The following is a 17,001-nucleotide window of genomic DNA, read 5'->3' as shown; positions in this document are numbered from 1 at the left end:
CACGCTAGCGTCGGGCGAGCGGCATTCGGCCAAGGGGCAGACACGGCGAGCGCATGAGTAATATCGTACCAGTTATCCTGTGCGGCGGGAGCGGCACGCGCTTGTGGCCACGCAGCCGCAAGCAAGCTCCCAAACCCTTCCTTCCGCTCGTCGGGGAGGATTCGCTGTTTCGCGAAACGCTGGACCGCTTCGTACACGAATCCGATTTCGAGGCGCCGATCATCGTCGCGGGCGAGGCGCACCGCGGGTTGATCGAAGAACAGCTAGGTTCCGCCGAGGCAAGGCTGGTCATCGAGCCGGAAGCCAAGAACACCGCGCCGGCGATCGCACTGGCCGCGCAGTTGCTGGCCGATGACGACGTCATGCTGGTGTGTCCCAGCGATCATCACATCGCGAAGCCCGATGCCTTTCGCAAGGCCGCGCGTTCGGCCGCCGATCTGGCCCGGGAAGGCTGGCTGGTTTCGCTCGGGATCGTCCCCGTGGCTCCCGAAACGGGTTTCGGCTATCTCCAGCGCGGCGAAGTACTGGGCGATGGCTATCGCACCACGCGGTTCGTCGAGAAGCCCGATCGCGCCCGGGCCGAGCAATTTCTCGCCGACGGTGGCTTCCTGTGGAATGCGGGCATCTTCGTGTTCACGGCAGGCCGTTTCCGGGAAGAACTCGCGCTGCATCGGCCGGCGATGGCAAGGGCCGTGGCCGAAGCCGGGGATGGGGCGGCGCGCGAGGGAGCCATCGTCCGTCCGGCTGGCGCACCCTTCGCCGCGATCGAGGGCGATTCGATCGACTACGCGGTGATGGAGAACACGGGACGCGCGGCCTTGGTTGAGGCCGATATAGGCTGGTCGGACATCGGGAGCTGGACGGCGCTGCACGAGGCGCTGGAGAAAGACGGTGACGGCAATAGCACCCGTGGCAGAGCCGAACTGGTCGACTGCCGCGGGGTTCTCGTCGACAGCGACGGTCCGCGCGTATCGGCGATCGGTTTGGAAAATATCGTCATCGTCGTCGATGGCGACGAAGTGCTCGTCACGACGGCTGAGGGAGCGCAGAAGGTCGGCAAGCTGCACGGGGCTTCCAACCAGTGAGCGCGCAGATCCTGCCGACCCTGTCGGTCGAGAAGGTATGGGGTCGCGAGCAGCTGCCAGCACCCTTCAGCGCCCCGGACGGGCAGCGGATCGGCGAGATCTGGTTCGATCCGCCGGCCGGGCTCGACTCACTGCTCGCCAAGTACCTGTTCACGAGCGAGAAGCTTTCGGTGCAGGTCCATCCGCCGGGCAAGGACGAATGCTGGCTGGTGCTGGAATGCGACCCGGGCGCATCGCTGGCCGTCGGGTTTCGCAAGCAGTATTCGGTCGACGAGTTGCGGCAAGGCGCGCTCGACGGATCGATTGAGCAGATGCTGGTGTGGCACCCGGTAGCGCCCGGCGACTTCGTGTATCTGCCCGCAGGCACGGTCCACGCCATCGGCGCGGGGTGCACGCTGGTCGAGTTGCAGCAGAATTGCGGCATCACTTACCGCTTCTACGATTACGGCAGGCCGCGCGAGCTGCATCTCGAAGAAGCGCTGACCCATGCGGAACGCGGGCCGCACGATCCGGCATTACGGACCAGTGCAGGCCATGCCACCGCCTGCCTCGTCGACGGGCCATTCTTTCGCCTCGACCGGATCGTAGGGGCGATCGATGGCGAAAGCGCACGGGAGCATCCGTCGCGATGCCTCGTCCTGCCGCTTGCCGGCTCGGTCGAATGTGATGCCGAGGCGCTTTCGGCCGGCAGCTGCGCGATGGTCGGCTCGCTCGGCGAGGTCTCGGCATCTGAAGATGCCGTCACCCTCGTCTGTTCCCCGCGCGGCTAGCCTTCGCTCAGGCCTCGCCGCTCGTCAGGAGCGTTAGCGCTCCTTCCAGTTCGGCCTTGCCATATGGCTTCTTGAGGAGGCTGAAGGCGCCGATATCCTCGAGGCGTTCGGCCATTTCGCCATATCCGGTGGCGAGCACGAAAGGCACGCCGAGCTTGCGGAGTTCGGTCGCGACCGGGTCGCTGCTCTCGGTTCCGAGGTTGTAGTCGAGGATCGCGAAGTCCGGCGTGCGCTTGCTGATCGCCTCGAGCGCGGAGTTCACGCTGCCGGCAATATCGATCGACTTGATCCCGAGCTGTTCGAGACAGTCTTCGGTATCGAGCGCGATGATCATGCTGTCCTCGATCACGAGTACGTGATCGGGAAGCTTGTGCTGTGAATCCATTTTTGTCCTTTGGGCCTTGGCCATCCGGTCGCGATCGGCTTCGACCTCTTCCTGGTCCTCGATCGCGGCGAGATAACGCTGGGGGATGACGAAGCAGGCTTCGACGCCTTCGAGCTTGTAGTCGATCTTCGCTTCGCCCTGCAGTTCGAAGGGTATCGATTTCTCGATGATGGTGCTGCCGAAGCCGCGGCGCTTGGGTACCTGGACCGGAGGCCCACCGCGTTCGACCCAGTCGATCTGCAGATCGCCGTCGTCTTTTTCGCTCAGCGTGATCGCGAGCGTTCCGTGGCTGTCGCAAAGCGAGCCGTATTTGGCCGAATTGGTCATCATCTCGTGGATGACGAGCGAGAGGACGGTGTAAGCCTCCGGTGCGACGAACCGGTCACGGCCCTTGATGGTCATGCGATCGAGCTTGTTGCCGATATAAGCCTCGGCCTCGGATTCGATCAGCTCGACGACCGAGGCGTGCGACCAGTTTTCCCGGGTTATGTTATCGTGGGCCTTCGCAAGGGCACTGATGCGCCCGCCGATCAGGGCTGTGAAATCGCCGATATTGACCGCCTCGTGCCGCGACTGGCCGATGAGACTGCGGATCAGGTTGAGGATGTTGCGGACCCGGTGGTTGAGCTCCGAGATCAGCAGTTCCTGCTGCTGCTGCGCCCGCGCGCGTTCCTGCACAGCTTCGTCGGTCATGCGCAGGATCACTTCGAGCAGCGTCACGCGCAGTGCCTCGGCAATCTCGACCTCGTCGGTGTTCCAGACGCTGCTCTTCCCACTGACTTCCTGCTGCCACGCCTCGAAGCTCTTGCGCGGGGTGAGGCGAGCGCCGTTCGGGCCGTATTCCACCGGCTTTTCCGGGTTACCGGCCCAGACAACGGTTTGCTTCAATTCCTTGCGCCAAAAGACGATGTAGTCGCGCGGCCGCCGTGAAACCGGCACGATCAGCGCCCCGACGACGCGATCGGCGAATGCGCGTGCTGCCGGAATCCTGGACGCCAGCTCGTCGGTCGCGATGATCGTGCTGGTTGCTGCGCTGTTGAGCGCGGAAAGCAACGAACGGAATTCGTCCTTGGAGGGTGCGATGCCCCGCGTCTTGTAGACCCCGTCGATATAGGCGCTCATGCCGTCGTGCGCGATCACCTGGCCGATGGCCTGGTCGATCGCCGGCAGGCTTTCGACGAGCGGCGATCCGCCCGCCAGCTGCGCCATCAGCCGATGGTGGATGGCCCGGCCCTTGTCGCGCAGGCGCGAGGTGGCCTGGCTCAGCAGGCGCTCGAGGATCAGCGAGAAGAACTGCGAATAGAGTTCGGACAGGCTTCGCACCGAGTAGGGGAGGCCCTTGGCCGAGTAGTGGTGACAGGCGAACAGGCCCCACAGCTTGCCGTCGACGATGATCGAGATCGACAGCGAGGCGCCTACGCCCATGTTCTTCAGATACTCTATGTGGATCGGCGAGACGGCGCGGAGCGAGCTGTGGCTGAGATCGAGCGGCTCGTTGTCGAACGACATTTCCGGTTCGATCGGAACCGGCTCCGCATTGACGTCCGCGATGATCCTGAAGGGATTGAGGACGTACAGGCGGCGCGCCTGCGTCGGTATGTCGGTCTTCGGATAGCGCAGGTGCAGGAAGGCACCGAGATGCGGTTCGCGGGCTTCCGCGATGACTTCGCCGGAATCATCCTGGTGGAAGCGGTACACCATGACCCGGTCGAAACCGAGCAGCGCTTTCAGCTGGCGAGCGGCGTTGGCGCACAGGTAATTGACATCCTTGTGCGCTTCCAGCTCGGCCATCATCGGGCGCAGGACGCCGATCTGCGGCGCGCGTTCGCCTTCCGGATGCGGCTCGAACTCGATGATGATGAGGCTGCCCGAACGGTGGACCGCGCAATCGAACAGCTTGCCGTTTCCGAGGAGGTCGATGCCGAAGATGCGATCGACCACCACCATCTCTTCGGGAGACTGGGCGGCGAAACGCAGGCGTGTCATGGCCTCGGGCGAGAAGACGTTCGCAAGCGCCTCGCCTTGCGGCGCATCGATGTCCTCGCCGAGGATCTCGGCGATATTGGTCGATCGCTGGGAGACGAACCAGTCGGAGTTGACCGCGATCAGCGCGCCGAAATCCTGGATCCTGCCGAGTTGGTGGATCGGTTCGCGATCGCAATTGGTGAGGTCGACCTTGTCGATTGTGGTGGCCTCGCTCATGCTGCGAGCGTCCGGGTTGTCGGAAGCATCGATTCGAGAAACAGATCGAACACGGCCTCGGCCGCCTGGGCAGCGCGGCGCATGACATCTTCCGGCAATTCGCGATCGAGATGCGGACGCAGCCGTGACCAGAACGCGATCATCTCCGCGCTTTCCAGAAAGCGCGTCGGAAGTTCGCCGTGTCCCGACAGCTTGGCAAGCATCATTCGATTGCCCAGGTGCGATCCGGCAATCGCCCACGACAGCCCGATCGGCTCAGCCTTGTCAGGCATGGCGAAACGAAGGTCCGGGCCAGCGGGTGGGCTGCCCAGTTCGGCGAGATCCGCACGCAGCAGGTGCGACACTGCGGGCGGGGCCATGTCGCCGGCAAGCGATCGGGCCACACAGGCTTCGATCGGTTCGCGCGCGCGCAGCTGTGCGGACAGGAACTGCGCATAACGCGCAGGGTCTTGCAGGCCGCTCACATCGATGGAGGAGTCGAGCCGTTCATGGCTCGAGCGGGTAGCGGATCGTAAAAATTCTCGGATTGTCAAATGTGTAGCTCGTTCAAGACCAGTGCCCGGGCCTGGTGAAGAATGGCTCCGCCACGTCTAACGTAACAATCCTGCATTTACCCGTCAGTCAGAAATGACCGAAGCCTAGGTAAGTTCCCGATTTCAGGAAGCAATACGAGGCGACGGCACTAGCGCAGCAGCTTCTGGCCCTGCTTCTGGATGGCCCCGGCGATCATCGGTTCGACGAAGGACAGCGCAGCCGGCAGATCGATGTCGAAGATCAGCTGCTCCTGCTCGATCTCGATATGTCCGGCGACCTGCTGGCCCATGGCTCGCACGCGCATGTTCATCCGGTCCTCGGTCGGCCAGTCCGTATCGACCTGGGCCTGCCCGCCTGGCATCATGTCGGCCATCTTGTGGCTCTTGGTCTTCAACCGGTGACGCACTTCGTCGGGGTCGAGATTGTGCGGAATGGCGACGCGCATGTCAGATGTCCTTGGGTGGTGGTAGCTGGGCGTCCGAGCCTTCGGGCCCGCTGCCATAGCGATAATCGAGATAGCGGTGCTTGATTGCAAGATCATCGAGCGATCCCTCGGCCAGCTGGCGGGTGACGCTCGATATCTCCTCGCTGATCTTGCCGAGCCCTTCGGTCAGCTGTTCGTCGGGCGTACGATCGCCGCGTTTCTCGCCGCGCATGTGCGCCGGGATCCTGCGATAGCTTTCGACCATCTCGGGCAGGTGCTCGCCGACCAGCTTGCGCACTTCGCGTGCCTTGGGATGGTTCTGGTCGATGCTTTCGAGCTGCAGGCCGAGCGCATCCAGCTGCACGCCCATGTCCTGCACGACCTGCACGGCCGGTGCGGGGAGCGCGGGCGTCTGATGTTCGAGCCACAATTCGGTCCGTGCCACCAGTTGCCGCACGTCACCCTTGGCGAGCGAGGAGGCGAGGTCTGCCCGCTTGGGCACCTTCACCTTGCCCATCATCCCGATCAGCACCCAGGCGGCGAGCAGCACGAGCGCGGTCGCCATGATGCCGCCGAAGCCGAGGCCATTGATGACGAAGCCGATCACCATAGCCGCAACCAGGATACCACCGGTGGCGATGCCGAGATTGCGGAGCGTTCGTACCAGCTGGTTGCGCTTCAGGTCGGCAGAGCCGCGACCGATCGACCCGGATAGGCGGTGGCGGCCGCCATCCCGGTTGTCGCGCACCAGCGCGCGCCCTTCCTGCAGGATACGATCGCTGTCGCGCGTCAGGTCGTTCATTAGCCTTCCAGCGCCAGCAGCGAACTGTCGGCGCTGCCGATCTTGCTCTGCGCGCGGTTCTGTCCTTCCGCACGGGCGATGTAGCCCTTGGACCGTTCCACTTCGCCGGACAGCACATCGACGGTCTGTTTCATGGAAGCGAGCGCGCGGATCTTGAATTCGTCCACTTCGTCCATCGTGTCGTAGATGTTCTGGAAGGCACGCTGCAGTGTCTCGAGCGGGATCGTGCTCGAGGCGGCCTGTTCGTGGATCTTGCCGGTCTGTTCGCGCAGCATCGTCGAAGTGCTGTCGATGATGCCCGCCGTGGTCTCGTTGAGCGAGGTGATCTGCTGCAGCACCAGGCGCTGGTTGGTCATCGCCTCGCTCACGGTGACTGCCGTGCGCAGCGCACCGACCGTGGTCGTGCTGGCGCGGTCGACGCCCTTGACCAGTTCGACGTTGTTCTTCTTGACCAGGTCAAGCGCGAGATAGCCCTGGACGCTGACTGCCATCTGCGTGAGCAGGTCCTGCGTGCGCTGGCGGACATAGAACAGCGCGGTTTCGCGGATCGCCTTGGCCTTCGCCGGGTCGGTGGCGTCGAGTTCGTCCGCCTTGTCCTCCAGCTTCGCATCGAGCGATTTCGAGATGTGGATCATCTGCTCGAGATTGCCCATGGCTTCCCACAGCTTCTGCCGCTCGACGTCGATCGCGGCATTGTCCATCAGCAGCTCGTCCTTGCCGTTGGCCAGCTTGCTGAGGATCGCCTGGATGTGCGTCTGCGCGCTCTGGTAGCTGCGGAAGTAATTGGTCAGCTTGTTGCCGAACGGCACGATGCCGAGGAACTTGCGCGGGCCGGTCAGCTTGCCACGGCGGCTGGGGTCGAGTTCTTCGACCGTCCGGCGCAGTTCGGACAGGTTCGCCCCGACGCCTTCGTCCTTGTCCATCGCCCGGATCGGGCGGTCGAGAAAGCGGTTCGACATCTGCGCAGCGGCCGCGATTTCCTTGCGGCCCATGTTGGTGATCTGGTCGACCTTCTGGCCGAACTCGGGAGAATTGGCATCCTGCGCGACCAGTTCGGCGACGAAGCCGTCGACCTTTTCCTCGAGCTTGGACCTCTTCTCATCGCTCACCGGGACGAGCCCGGCGGCCTTTTCGGGCGCAACGGCAGGAACCGGATCGGGAGCGGTCAGCTCCAGCTCGGTTGCGGTCATGGTAGCGGTCTCGGTTTCAGTCATGATCGGCGCACGGCTCCACGGATATGAAGATCGGTCTGCCACCTGTATTAGTGATGTAAGACACGATGTTCAAGCAGGATGGCGCACTATGGCACGACCGGGCGCAAAGCGCCATGATTCCAGTGCTGTTGAAGGCCGCGCCTGCGGCGCGCAGGGTCAGGCTGCGTGCCGCAGGTCCAGCGGTTCGATTTCGCCCGACAGGTAGAGCTTCTTGGCCTTGGCGCGGCTGAGCTTGCCCGAACTGGTGCGCGGCAGCGTGCGCGGCGGGACGAGTTCCACAACGCAACTCATGCCCGTGACCGAGCGGACCTTGTCGGCGATCTGGTCGCGCAGGCGGATGCGCTCGTCGGGATCGGACACGCGGCAATGGACCAGCACGGCGGGTGCTTCCTCGCCGTTCTCCGTTTCGACCGAGAAGGCGGCGATATCGCCGTGGTTGAAGCCCGGCAGCTGTTCCACGGCCCACTCGATGTCCTGCGGCCAATGGTTCTTACCGTTGATGATGATCATGTCCTTGGCGCGGCCGACGATGAACAGGTAGCCGTCGGCCATGTAGCCCATGTCGCCGGTGTCGAGCCAGCCGTCGACCAGGCAGTCGTCGGTCGCTTCCTGGTTGCGGAAATAGGAATGCATGACGGATGGTCCGCGGCACCAGACCTTGCCGATCTGGTGATCGCCCCGGACTGCCCCGTTCTCGCCCCGGATCTCGACATCCATGTCGAGCACCGGCTTGCCGCAATTGACGATCGCGCGATAGCGGGCGGGCCGCGAAAGATCGCGCGGCGTGCCCGAAAGACGCTCTTCCTCGACCAGTTCGACGCGGATGCCTTCTCCGGGCGGCATAACGGTGACTGCGAGAGTGGCTTCGGCAAGGCCGTAGCTGGGCGTGAAGGCGCTTGCCTTGAAACCCGCTTCGGAAAAGGCGTTGACGAAGCCCTGCATGACGTCGGGCCGGATCATGTCCGCGCCGTTGCCCGCCACGCGCCAGCGCGACAGGTCGAACCGGTCGCCGACATGGCTCTGGCTGGAGATACGGCGCGCGCAGATGTCGTAGCCGAAGGTCGGCGAATAGCTGAGCGTGGTGCCCGGGTTGCGGCTTATGAGGTCGAGCCAGGCGAGCGGACGGCGCGCGAAATGCTCGGTCCGCAGGTAGTCGGCGGACACCTGGTTGGCGATCGGCGACAGGAAGCAGCCGACGAGGCCCATGTCGTGATACCACGGCAGCCAGCTGACCACGCGCTCGTCATCGCGCACGTTCATCGCGTGGCTGTGCCCGGCAAGATTGTTGAGCAGCGCCCGGTGGGTGACGGCAACCCCCGTCGGGAAACGGGTCGAGCCGGAAGAATACTGGAGGTAGCAGATATCGTCGGGCGCGGCCTCGGGCAGGGCGCATTCGGGGTGGGGACGGGTGGCGAAGCTCTCCCAGTCGATCCCCTCGCAGCCTTGCTTGGCGGCGGCAGCGCCGGCCATCTCGCCGATTTCCGCCGGATAAAGCAGCATCATCGGATCGCTGCTTTCGAGCTGGACCGCCAGCTGGTCGATGTAGCTGTCCTTGCCGCCGAAGGTCGTCGGCAGCGGCAGCGGGATCGGCCAGGCGCCGGCATAGACGCAGCCGCAGAACAGCGCGGCGAATTCCGGGCCGGTTTCCGCGACCAGCGCGATGCGGTCGTCCTTCTTCACGCCGGATGCAACCAGCCGCCGGGCCATGGCCAGCGCATCGTCGCGCATTTCGGCAAAGGGATAGGCGCGTTCGAGCGTGCCGCGCATGTCGTGAAAATTGAGACCCTTTTCGCTGGCAGCAGCGTAGTCGATGGCCTCGGTGAGGGTGGCGAAGTCCGCGCGACGGCGCGGAAGGTCGCAATCGTTCGGCGTCGGCGTCATGGCGGCGTCGTTCATCTGTCCTAGCGAAACCCGTGAAATTTCAGTGCTTTTTCGCACTTTTGCCCGCAGAAACCACGCATAATTGTGTCCTCCCGCCGGATGAGCCTTTCCCATATCCTAATGAGTGTGGCACGAATATGGCGAAATGGTTTCAGAGGAAACATCTTCAAGGCGAAAGCGGCGCAATTCGCGACCACTCGATGACACGCGCCTGAAGGATCTGGCGCTCGCCTATGTGGCCCGTTTCGCGACCAGTTCGGGCAAGCTCGCGGATTACCTGCGCCGCAAGATCCGCGAGCGGGGGTTCGAGGGCGAGCCGCCCGACATCGACGCGCTCGTCCAGCGCTACGTCGAACTCGGCTACATCGACGACGAGGCTTTTGCCCGCACGCGCGAGGAAGGATTGCGCGGCCGGGGCTACGGTGCGCGGCGGGTCGAGCAGGCCTTGCGCGCCGCCGGGATCGAGGAAGGTATCAGGGCACAGGTTGCGCCCAGCGAATACCAGGCGCGTCACGCAGCCTATCGATTCGCCGAGCGTCGCCGGTTCGGCCCCTTCGGCGGCGAGGTCGATCGCGACCGCCAGCAAAAGCAGATTGCGGCGATGGTGCGCGCAGGCCATAGCTTCGACGCGGCGCGCGCGATGGTCGAGGCGCGCGATACGGACAGCGCTTCCGAATGGGTCGCCGAAGCGGAAGGGATGGATTGATGCTACGCAGTTTCGTGGTTCCCGTCGCCAGTGCGCTGGCCGCGTGTTCGCCGCAGTCGGCGGCCGAGCCGACGCCGACGCCGGAAACAACCGCCGCCGTGCACCCCGTTTCGGGGCTCGCCGTCATCACCCTGTCGATCGACGCCGGTGACAAGAAATACGAGTTCCGCGTCGAGCTTGCCGACACGCAGGAAGCGCAGACCAGGGGGCTGATGTTCCGCAACGCCCTGGCCGACGACGAGGGCATGATCTTTCCCTCGGCCGTCCCGCAGACGCGCAGCTTCTGGATGCGGAACACGCCGATCCCGCTCGACATCGTGTTCATCGGTCCCGATCGCCGGATCGTGAACATCGCGCGCGAAACCGTGCCCTATTCGCTCGAATCGGTGCCTTCCGCCGCCCCGGTGATCGCGGTGCTCGAACTGCGCGGCGGCCTGACCGCAGAACGTGGCATCGAAGCGGGCGATGTGGTCTCGTGGTAAGGTTCGCGCTTGGCCCATGGGCCGCGATCCGCTAACGGCGCGGCCATGAGTGTCCTCGGCAAGATCTTCACCTGGTGGAACGGCGCCGGCCTGACCACGATGCTGCACACCTCGCGTCACGGCGAACATGTCGGCACCGATGCGCAGGGCAACAAGTACTACCGTTCCAAGCAGAAGCACGGTGACGGGCGCCAGCGCCGCTGGGTCATCTACAACGGTGCCAACGATGCGAGTCGGGTGCCGAGCGAGTGGCACGGGTGGCTGCACGGCTCGTTCGACGATATTCCCGAGAGCCATCTGCCGCCGTCCAAGATCTGGGAAGCGGACTACACGCCGAATGCGACCGGAACCGCCGAGGCCTATCGCCCGGCCGGCGCGCTCGAACGCGGCGGGCGCCGTGCGGCTGCTACCGGCGACTACGAGGCATGGAGCCCGGAAGGCTGACCGTGCACCGGCGCGTCGCCTTGCTGCCGGCACTGGCGCTGGCCTTGCTGGCGGCCTGCCAGCAGGATCCGCCTGCGCCCGGACCGGTGGAAACCGAAGTCCCCGAAAATATCGGTAGCGCTGCCCAGCCGGTCGAGCCGGTCGATGCCGGGATCGGAACGCCGATGGAGGAGCGGGTCGCGACGCTCGGCCTGCTCAACAAGCGCAACAATTTGACGCAGGATCTCGAGATGAAACCGGGCGAGACGCGCCGCATCGGTGACGTGATCGTGCGGTTGCAGGCTTGCGAGAAAACCGCGCCCTGGGAAATGCCCAAGGAAACGGGAGCATTCGTGCAGGTATTCGTGCGCGGTCGGGGCGAGAATGCCGACTTCGGCTCGGTCTTTTCCGGCTGGCTGTTCAAGGAATCGCCTTCGCTCAATGTGGTCGAGCACCCGATCTACGATGTCTGGGTGAAAGACTGCGCGATGAGCTTCCCGGGAGCGACGCCGGACGCCTCCGCGTCGGAAGAGAGCGCCGAATAGGCTTCGGGCAGCGGCAGTGTCTTGTGCCTGCACGCGTCCTCCAGCAGCATCAGGTAATCGGCCTGGGGCATCCCCACCGCGCCCATCGTGGCGAGATGATCGGTCATGAACTGGCAATCGAGCAGGCGGTAGCCGCCACGTCGCATGGCGGCGACCAGCCAGGCCAGCGCGACCTTTGAGGCATTGTCGGCCCGGCTGAACATCGATTCGCCGCAGAACACGCTGTCGAACGACACGCCGTACAGGCCGCCGACCAGGTAACCGTGCCGCCAGACCTCGATCGAATGAGCATGGCCGATTTCGTGCAGCGCGCGGTAGCTGGCGATGATCGGGTGGCTGATCCAGCTTTCCGGATGGCCCGGGCGGGGCTGGGCGCAGGCTTCGATCACTGCCCCGAAATCGGCGTTGCAGGTCACCTCGAACCGCTCAGCGGCGAGCACCTTTCGCAGCGACCGGCTGCAATGGAACCGGTCGAGCGGGATGATCGCGCGTTCTTTGGGCTCGACCCAGAAGACTTCGTCGTCCTCGCGCCCGTCGGACATGGGGAAGATGCCGTTGCGGTAGGCCATCAGCAGCGTGTCGAGCGGGATCGGGGAGCGAGCCGGGGCGTGCATCGAACATACGCATAGCATTGCTCCGTGGCTTCGTCGCGGGTCATGTCGCCGCTTGCCAAGCCGCGCCAATCGCCCTAGAGCGCGCCCCGCGCTGCAGGGGTGTAGCTCAGCTGGTAGAGCATCGGTCTCCAAAACCGAGGGCCACGGGTTCGAATCCTGTCACCCCTGCCAGGCGGCGCATGCGGCGCAATCCGTTCAGGCTGCGCGCAAGTTACCTTAAGGTTAGTAAACCGTTTCGGGGAACTCCGTAGGCCACCGGCACGTTATCGGCGCTGGGAGGGCATCTGACGGAGAGTTACGATGTCGAGTTATACTTATCGCAGCAGCACGCCTGACAGCTGGTCGCAGCCGCGCGGCTACAGCGACGCGAGCCTGAGAATGCAGAAGCACGGGCCGATCCGCCCGATGGAAGAACCCGGGTTCTTCGCCAGGCTGTTCCTGCGCGCACGCTGATTTCCATTCCGGATAAACGGGAAAGGGCCGACAGCTTGTGCTGCCGGCCCTTCGTTCGTCATGGGAGGATCGAAACCCTCGATCAGTATTCGTTCGGCTCCTCGACCGTTTCCCTGCCGAAGGTCTGGCCCGCGGTCCGGTCGCCCCTCGCGAGCTTGAAGACCACGCCGGACAGCAGCGCGAGCGCGAGCAGGTTGGGGAGGGCCATCGCAGCATTCGAGATATCGCCCAGCCGCCAGACTTCCTCCGAAGGGCGGCTCGCCCCGATGAAGATCACGACACACCACAACAAGCGCCAGGCGAAGTGCAGCCGTTTCTCGCCCTCGCGGGTGGAGCCCGGCACCCGGTCGTAGATGAAGGTGATCGCCCGCTCGCCGTAATAGCTCCACGTCAGCAGCGTGGTGAACACGAACAGGATGAGCGCCAGCGAAGCGATCAGCGTGCCGATCGGAATGCTCGCGATATCGAGCGGGAAGGCCGCGGCAAAGGCGCCGCTGGTCATGGCGAAACCGGTCAGGTCCGATTGCCATGCATGGATGACCGGCTGGCCGGCGCCGGTGAACTCGCCTTCCACGGTCAGGATCACCAGCGCGGTCATGGTGCAGATCACGATCGTATCGATGAACGTGCCGAGCATAGCCATGCGGCCCTGGACTTCCGGATCGTCGGTCTGAGCCACGGCGTGGGCGATCGGGGTCGAACCCTGTCCCGCCTCGTTGGAGAACAGCCCGCGCGCAACGCCCGCCCGGATCGCGATGATCAGCGCAGCCCCGACGAAGCCGCCGGCGGCGGACTGGGCGTTGAATGCCCCGTTGAAGATCAGCGAAAACGTTTCCGGCAGATCCTGGATGTCCAGCATCAGGGCGATGAAGGCCATCACGATGTAGGCCGCCGCCATGAACGGCACGATCTTTTCGGCGACATTGCCGATCGACTTGATCCCGCCGAGAATCACCACGAGCACCAGGATTGCGGTGATGAGGCCGCCGAGCCATTCCTCGATCCCGAACAACTCGTTCATTCCGTCGGCCATCGCATTGGCCTGGATCGAATTGCCGGTGACGAGCGCGGAAAACAGCGTGCCGATGCAGAAGACGATGGCCAGCCAGGTCCACTTCGGCCCGAGGCCCATCATGATGTAGGTCATCGGACCGCCGCGATGGACGCCGTCGCTGGTTTTCTCGCGATAGCGGATCGCCAGCGACCCTTCGGCAAAAGCCAGCGCCATGCCGATCAGCGCGGTGATCCACATCCAGAAGATCGCGCCCGGCCCGCCAAGGGCCAGTGCGGTGGCGACGCCGGCGAGATTGCCCGTGCCGACCTGGCCGGACAGCGCGGTGGAGAGGGCAGCGAATGGGCTGATCTCGCCCGCACCCGATCCCTTGCGGCCGCGGAACAGCCCGGCAAAGGCGCTGCCGAGCTTGAGGATCGGATAGAACCGCAGCCCGATCATGATCCACATGCCGATGCCGAACAGGACCAGGACCATCGGCGGGAAGGGAAGGATTTCCTCGCCGTTCCACAGGCCGGCCCAGATGAAATCGGAGATATTGGTTACGTGGTCGAGAAAAGTGACCGGTGCTGTGTCCGTCGCTGCCAAGGTGGCGTCCCTCATATAATTTCGTCCCGAGCTTGGTTGCCTATCGCGATGCGGCCATCAAGACCACCCCCGCCCGGTGGACAAAGCGCGTGAGGCAGGCGCGCGACCAGACCTCTTGCCATGGCGGCGGCCCGCGCCTAGATACCCCTTCGTCTTCCGACATCGGAAATCTTCACAGCCCCTCCCGATCGCGATCGGGGCGGCGCGGAGCCCTACCCGGAAGGCACGAGAGACACATTCGAAGAGCAAGAGCAGATGGCCCAGCAACCGACCCCAGCGCCGACGCCCAAGAAGCCCAAGCCGACTCCGGGCGAATTCATCCGGCAGGTCCGGACCGAAGCGGGCAAGGTCGTCTGGCCGACTCGCGAGGAAACGGTTCGCACCGCGATCTTCGTATTCATCATGATGCTGATCCTCTCGCTCTTCTTCCTCGGCGTGGATTCGGCATTCGGCGCGATCGTGCGCTGGCTGCTCACCCTCGCCTGATCCGCCTACAGACAACGGGAACTTTCATGGCTCGCTGGTACATCATCCACGCCTATTCTGGTTTCGAGAACAAGGTTCGCGATTCGATCATTTCCGAGGCAGAGCGCCTCGGGCTGTCCGAAGCGGTCGAAGAGGTCGAGGTCCCGACCGAGACCGTCACCGAGATCAAGCGTGGCAAGAAGGTTCAGTCCGAACGCAAGTTCATGCCCGGCTACGTGCTGGCCAAGCTGACCATGACCGACGACGTCTACCATCTGGTCAAGAACACGCCCAAGGTGACCGGCTTCCTCGGTTCGAACAACAAGCCGCAGCCGATTTCCGAGAAGGAAGCCGCGCGGTACTTCGGCGGGGTCGAGGAAGCCAAGGCTGCGCCCAAGCAGCAGGTCAGCGTCGATTACGAGATCGGCGACAACGTCAAGGTGCTCGACGGGCCCTTCGCCAGCTTCAACGGGCTGGTCGAGGAACTCGATTTCGACAAGGCGAAGGTCAAGGTCTCTGTCTCGATCTTCGGCCGCGCGACGCCGGTGGAACTCGATTTCGAACAGGTCGAACTGGTCAAGTAAGCCGGCGCTTTCGCGCTGCGGTCACATCTGGCCCAGCCGCTTGCCGGCCTCGTTGCGCATCGACACGAAGCGCGGATCGTCGCGGATCCTGTCCATGTCGGGATCGACCCCGGTGTGATGCCAGTCGGTCAGCTCGACCCTGTCGAAATAGGGTCCGAGCAGGTCGATCGCGCCCTGGTTGTCGCCCAGGCTGACGAGCGAGCAGGCCAGGTTGTAGCGCGCATGGATGTTGTTCGGATCCAGCAGCAGCGTGCGCGAAATCCATTCGCGTGCACGATCCTCGTCGCCCATGGCACCGAGCGCGCCCGCACCCATGGCCATGGCCGTGCCGTTCATCGGGTCTTGCGCGACCGCCCGCTCGACCCGCTCGAAGGCGATCTGCCCGACCCGGCGCATGTTCGCGGTGTCGCCCAGCGATTCGTAGCAGGTCATCAGCATTCCCGCGTCGTGATAGTCGGTATCCATCAGCGACACGGCCTTCTCGAAGAAGGGCACGGACTCCTCGACGCGCCCCTCGCGGAAAACCAGATAGGCCATTTCCTTGTTGGCTTCCCATGAATCGGGATGGTGGGCGAGCACGTCGCGCAACAGGTCTTCGGCTTCGGTCGCCTTGCCTTGCTGGACCAAGTGGCGTGCCAGCGCACAGCGGGCCTCGGGCACCTGGGGATCGAGCGATAGCGCCTTTTCGGCCGCCTCCTTCCCATCCTCGGGCAAGCCGTAGAGCCGTCCGAGTTCGGACTGTGCGAGCGCCATGAGCGCCCAGGCCTTGGCGTAGCCCGGATCGATCGTGGTCGCCTGCTGGCAGACCCGCACCACGAGTTCGTCGCGTCGACGGTCGCCGGAATTGCCGCTGACCCAATGCTGCCTCGCCAGCAGGTACAGGTTGTAGGCATCGGGCTTGTTCGTGCCGCGGTGCTCGATCGCCTTCTTTTCCTGCGGCAACAGCTTGAGCTGCAGCGCGCTGACGATCGCCTTCGAGATCTCGTCCTGGATGGCGAAGATATCGGTCAGGTCGCGATCGAAGCGCTCTGCCCAGACCTGTTGGCCGGACGCGCAGTCGAGCAGTTCCGCGGTTATCCGCACCCTGCTGCCGGCCTTGCGGACGCTGCCTTCGAGCAGGTGCGTCACGCCGAGGTCGCGGGTCAGATGGCCGATGTCGGGCGACTTGCCCTTGAGCGCGAACGCCGTGTTCCTGGCCACGACCGAAAGCGACGATACTTTCGACAGGTCGATGATGATGTCTTCGCTGATGCCGTCGGAAAAATATTCCTGTTCGCCATCGCCGCTCATGTTCTGGAACGGCAGGACGCAGACCATCACGTCCTCGCTCGTGCCGATGTCTCCGCGTGAGGCGCGCAGGCTGGGCGTCGCGGTGCCGGCCAGCGAAGCGATGGAACTCACCACCTTCTGCCAGCCCGCGCCATCCGTGTCGCCGCGCCAGCCCATCAGGTCGGCGCACTGGATCTGGTTGAACGGCATGGGCGGCAGGATCCCGTCGAGGCTGACCTGCACCAGCGTGCCCAGTTCGCGGGCGGCATCAGCTTCTGCTCGGACCCACTGCGAGCGCGCCGCATCGTTCGACCACAGCACCAGCACGGCCTTCGCCGTCCGGATACGTTCCTCGATCACCTCGCCGTAAGAGCGGTGGGCCGGAAGCTCGTCATCCCGCCAGACGTCATATCCCATCGCGCGCAACGCATCGCCGGCCTGCCGCGCGAGCGGTTCGTTAGGGCGGGCATAGGAAATGAAGATATCGGACATTATGGTCCCTGTGTGCGCACCAAGTCTGTCCCTCATCGGGGGGCATTGCAAGGGAAACCTTGGCCAGCGCG

18 protein-coding genes and 1 tRNA gene are annotated in these 17,001 nt (G+C 64.3%); 10 read left to right on the top strand and 9 right to left on the bottom strand.

Translation table 11 applies throughout. The annotated features are described in order from the left end of the window. Positions 1 to 53: 53 nt before the first annotated feature. Together GRI48_RS06365 and GRI48_RS06360 are read left to right on the top strand one after the other, a co-directional pair. Positions 54 to 1,085: a mannose-1-phosphate guanylyltransferase gene (locus GRI48_RS06365; RefSeq protein WP_160673009.1), complete on the top strand. Its 1,032-nt coding sequence runs from the start codon at positions 54 to 56 to the stop codon at positions 1,083 to 1,085. Continuing rightward, positions 1,082 to 1,855, top strand: a complete 774-nt coding sequence (locus tag GRI48_RS06360) for a class I mannose-6-phosphate isomerase (RefSeq protein WP_337190779.1) — start codon at positions 1,082 to 1,084, stop codon at positions 1,853 to 1,855. Before GRI48_RS06365 ends, GRI48_RS06360 begins: the two co-directional genes overlap by 4 nt. A gap of 7 nt (positions 1,856 to 1,862) precedes the next feature. On the opposite strand, the gene GRI48_RS06355 is transcribed toward GRI48_RS06360, so the two are convergent. The 6 genes from GRI48_RS06355 to GRI48_RS06330 all read right to left on the bottom strand — a co-directional run bounded on the left by GRI48_RS06355 (position 1,863) and on the right by GRI48_RS06330 (position 9,312). Continuing rightward, positions 1,863 to 4,442, bottom strand: coding sequence for an HWE histidine kinase domain-containing protein (locus tag GRI48_RS06355; RefSeq protein ID WP_160673006.1), 2,580 nt, complete (start codon positions 4,440 to 4,442; stop codon positions 1,863 to 1,865). Beyond that, positions 4,439 to 4,906 (bottom strand): biliverdin-producing heme oxygenase, encoded by a 468-nt coding sequence (locus GRI48_RS06350; RefSeq protein ID WP_160673003.1) that lies wholly within the window; start codon positions 4,904 to 4,906, stop codon positions 4,439 to 4,441. Before GRI48_RS06350 ends, GRI48_RS06355 begins: the two co-directional genes overlap by 4 nt. 218 nt (positions 4,907 to 5,124) lie before the next feature. Next, positions 5,125 to 5,421 carry a polyhydroxyalkanoic acid system family protein gene (locus GRI48_RS06345; protein WP_160673000.1) on the bottom strand — a complete coding sequence of 99 codons (297 nt, stop codon included), beginning with the start codon at positions 5,419 to 5,421 and terminating at the stop codon, positions 5,125 to 5,127. 1 nt (position 5,422) lies between these two features. Beyond that, a complete protein-coding gene (locus GRI48_RS06340) occupies positions 5,423 to 6,202 on the bottom strand; it encodes a hypothetical protein (protein WP_160672997.1) in 780 nt (259 codons plus the stop codon). Beyond that, positions 6,202 to 7,416 (bottom strand): toxic anion resistance protein, encoded by a 1,215-nt coding sequence (locus GRI48_RS06335; protein ID WP_160672994.1) that lies wholly within the window; start codon positions 7,414 to 7,416, stop codon positions 6,202 to 6,204. The genes GRI48_RS06340 and GRI48_RS06335 overlap by 1 nt, the downstream gene beginning before the upstream one ends. Positions 7,417 to 7,572: 156 nt before the next feature. Then, positions 7,573 to 9,312, bottom strand: a complete 1,740-nt coding sequence (locus GRI48_RS06330) for a fatty acyl-AMP ligase (protein WP_160672991.1) — start codon at positions 9,310 to 9,312, stop codon at positions 7,573 to 7,575. Between the two features lie 130 nt (positions 9,313 to 9,442). Between GRI48_RS06330 and GRI48_RS06325 the strand changes: the two genes are divergently transcribed. Genes GRI48_RS06325 through GRI48_RS06310 form a run of 4 tightly spaced genes read left to right on the top strand, consistent with a single transcriptional unit; the run spans position 9,443 to position 11,453 of the window. Continuing rightward, positions 9,443 to 10,003 (top strand): regulatory protein RecX, encoded by a 561-nt coding sequence (locus GRI48_RS06325; protein WP_160672988.1) that lies wholly within the window; start codon positions 9,443 to 9,445, stop codon positions 10,001 to 10,003. After that, positions 10,003 to 10,485 (top strand): DUF192 domain-containing protein, encoded by a 483-nt coding sequence (locus GRI48_RS06320; protein ID WP_160672985.1) that lies wholly within the window; start codon positions 10,003 to 10,005, stop codon positions 10,483 to 10,485. The genes GRI48_RS06325 and GRI48_RS06320 overlap by 1 nt, the downstream gene beginning before the upstream one ends. Positions 10,486 to 10,530: 45 nt before the next feature. After that, a complete protein-coding gene (locus tag GRI48_RS06315) occupies positions 10,531 to 10,929 on the top strand; it encodes an NADH:ubiquinone oxidoreductase subunit NDUFA12 (RefSeq protein ID WP_160672982.1) in 399 nt (132 codons plus the stop codon). Then, positions 10,911 to 11,453: a DUF2155 domain-containing protein gene (locus GRI48_RS06310; RefSeq protein ID WP_202389193.1), complete on the top strand. Its 543-nt coding sequence runs from the start codon at positions 10,911 to 10,913 to the stop codon at positions 11,451 to 11,453. The genes GRI48_RS06315 and GRI48_RS06310 overlap by 19 nt, the downstream gene beginning before the upstream one ends. On the opposite strand, the gene aat is transcribed toward GRI48_RS06310, so the two are convergent. Further along, entirely contained in the window at positions 11,369 to 12,067 is a 699-nt protein-coding gene (gene aat / locus GRI48_RS06305; RefSeq protein WP_160672979.1) for a leucyl/phenylalanyl-tRNA--protein transferase, read from the bottom strand. The two genes, GRI48_RS06310 and aat, sit on opposite strands and share 85 nt — an antisense overlap. 95 nt (positions 12,068 to 12,162) lie before the next feature. Here aat and GRI48_RS06300 point away from each other — a divergent pair. Both GRI48_RS06300 and GRI48_RS14170 read left to right on the top strand, forming a co-directional pair. Then, positions 12,163 to 12,238: transfer RNA gene (locus GRI48_RS06300), tRNA-Trp, on the top strand. 129 nt (positions 12,239 to 12,367) lie between these two features. Continuing rightward, the gene (locus tag GRI48_RS14170) at positions 12,368 to 12,520 is read left to right on the top strand and encodes a hypothetical protein (RefSeq protein WP_202389192.1); all 153 of its coding nucleotides are present in this window, start codon (positions 12,368 to 12,370) and stop codon (positions 12,518 to 12,520) included. Positions 12,521 to 12,602: 82 nt separating this feature from the next. Here GRI48_RS14170 and GRI48_RS06295 read toward each other — a convergent pair whose 3' ends face one another. Beyond that, a complete protein-coding gene (locus tag GRI48_RS06295; protein WP_160672976.1) occupies positions 12,603 to 14,135 on the bottom strand; it encodes an alanine/glycine:cation symporter family protein in 1,533 nt (510 codons plus the stop codon). 240 nt (positions 14,136 to 14,375) lie between these two features. Between GRI48_RS06295 and secE the strand changes: the two genes are divergently transcribed. Together secE and nusG are read left to right on the top strand one after the other, a co-directional pair. After that, positions 14,376 to 14,606 carry a preprotein translocase subunit SecE gene (gene secE / locus GRI48_RS06290; protein ID WP_160672973.1) on the top strand — a complete coding sequence of 77 codons (231 nt, stop codon included), beginning with the start codon at positions 14,376 to 14,378 and terminating at the stop codon, positions 14,604 to 14,606. A 26-nt stretch (positions 14,607 to 14,632) separates the two neighbouring features. After that, the gene (nusG, locus tag GRI48_RS06285) at positions 14,633 to 15,169 is read left to right on the top strand and encodes a transcription termination/antitermination protein NusG (RefSeq protein WP_160672970.1); all 537 of its coding nucleotides are present in this window, start codon (positions 14,633 to 14,635) and stop codon (positions 15,167 to 15,169) included. A 21-nt stretch (positions 15,170 to 15,190) separates the two neighbouring features. On the opposite strand, the gene GRI48_RS06280 is transcribed toward nusG, so the two are convergent. Continuing rightward, a complete protein-coding gene (locus GRI48_RS06280) occupies positions 15,191 to 16,930 on the bottom strand; it encodes a TIR domain-containing protein (protein ID WP_160672967.1) in 1,740 nt (579 codons plus the stop codon). Positions 16,931 to 17,001: the final 71 nt, after the last annotated feature.

The sequence above is a fragment of the Qipengyuania oceanensis genome, assembly GCF_009827535.1.
In the GTDB taxonomy this organism is placed as follows: Bacteria; Pseudomonadota; Alphaproteobacteria; order Sphingomonadales; family Sphingomonadaceae; genus Qipengyuania_C; species Qipengyuania_C oceanensis.
This window is presented reverse-complemented; position numbering and strand designations above follow the sequence as displayed.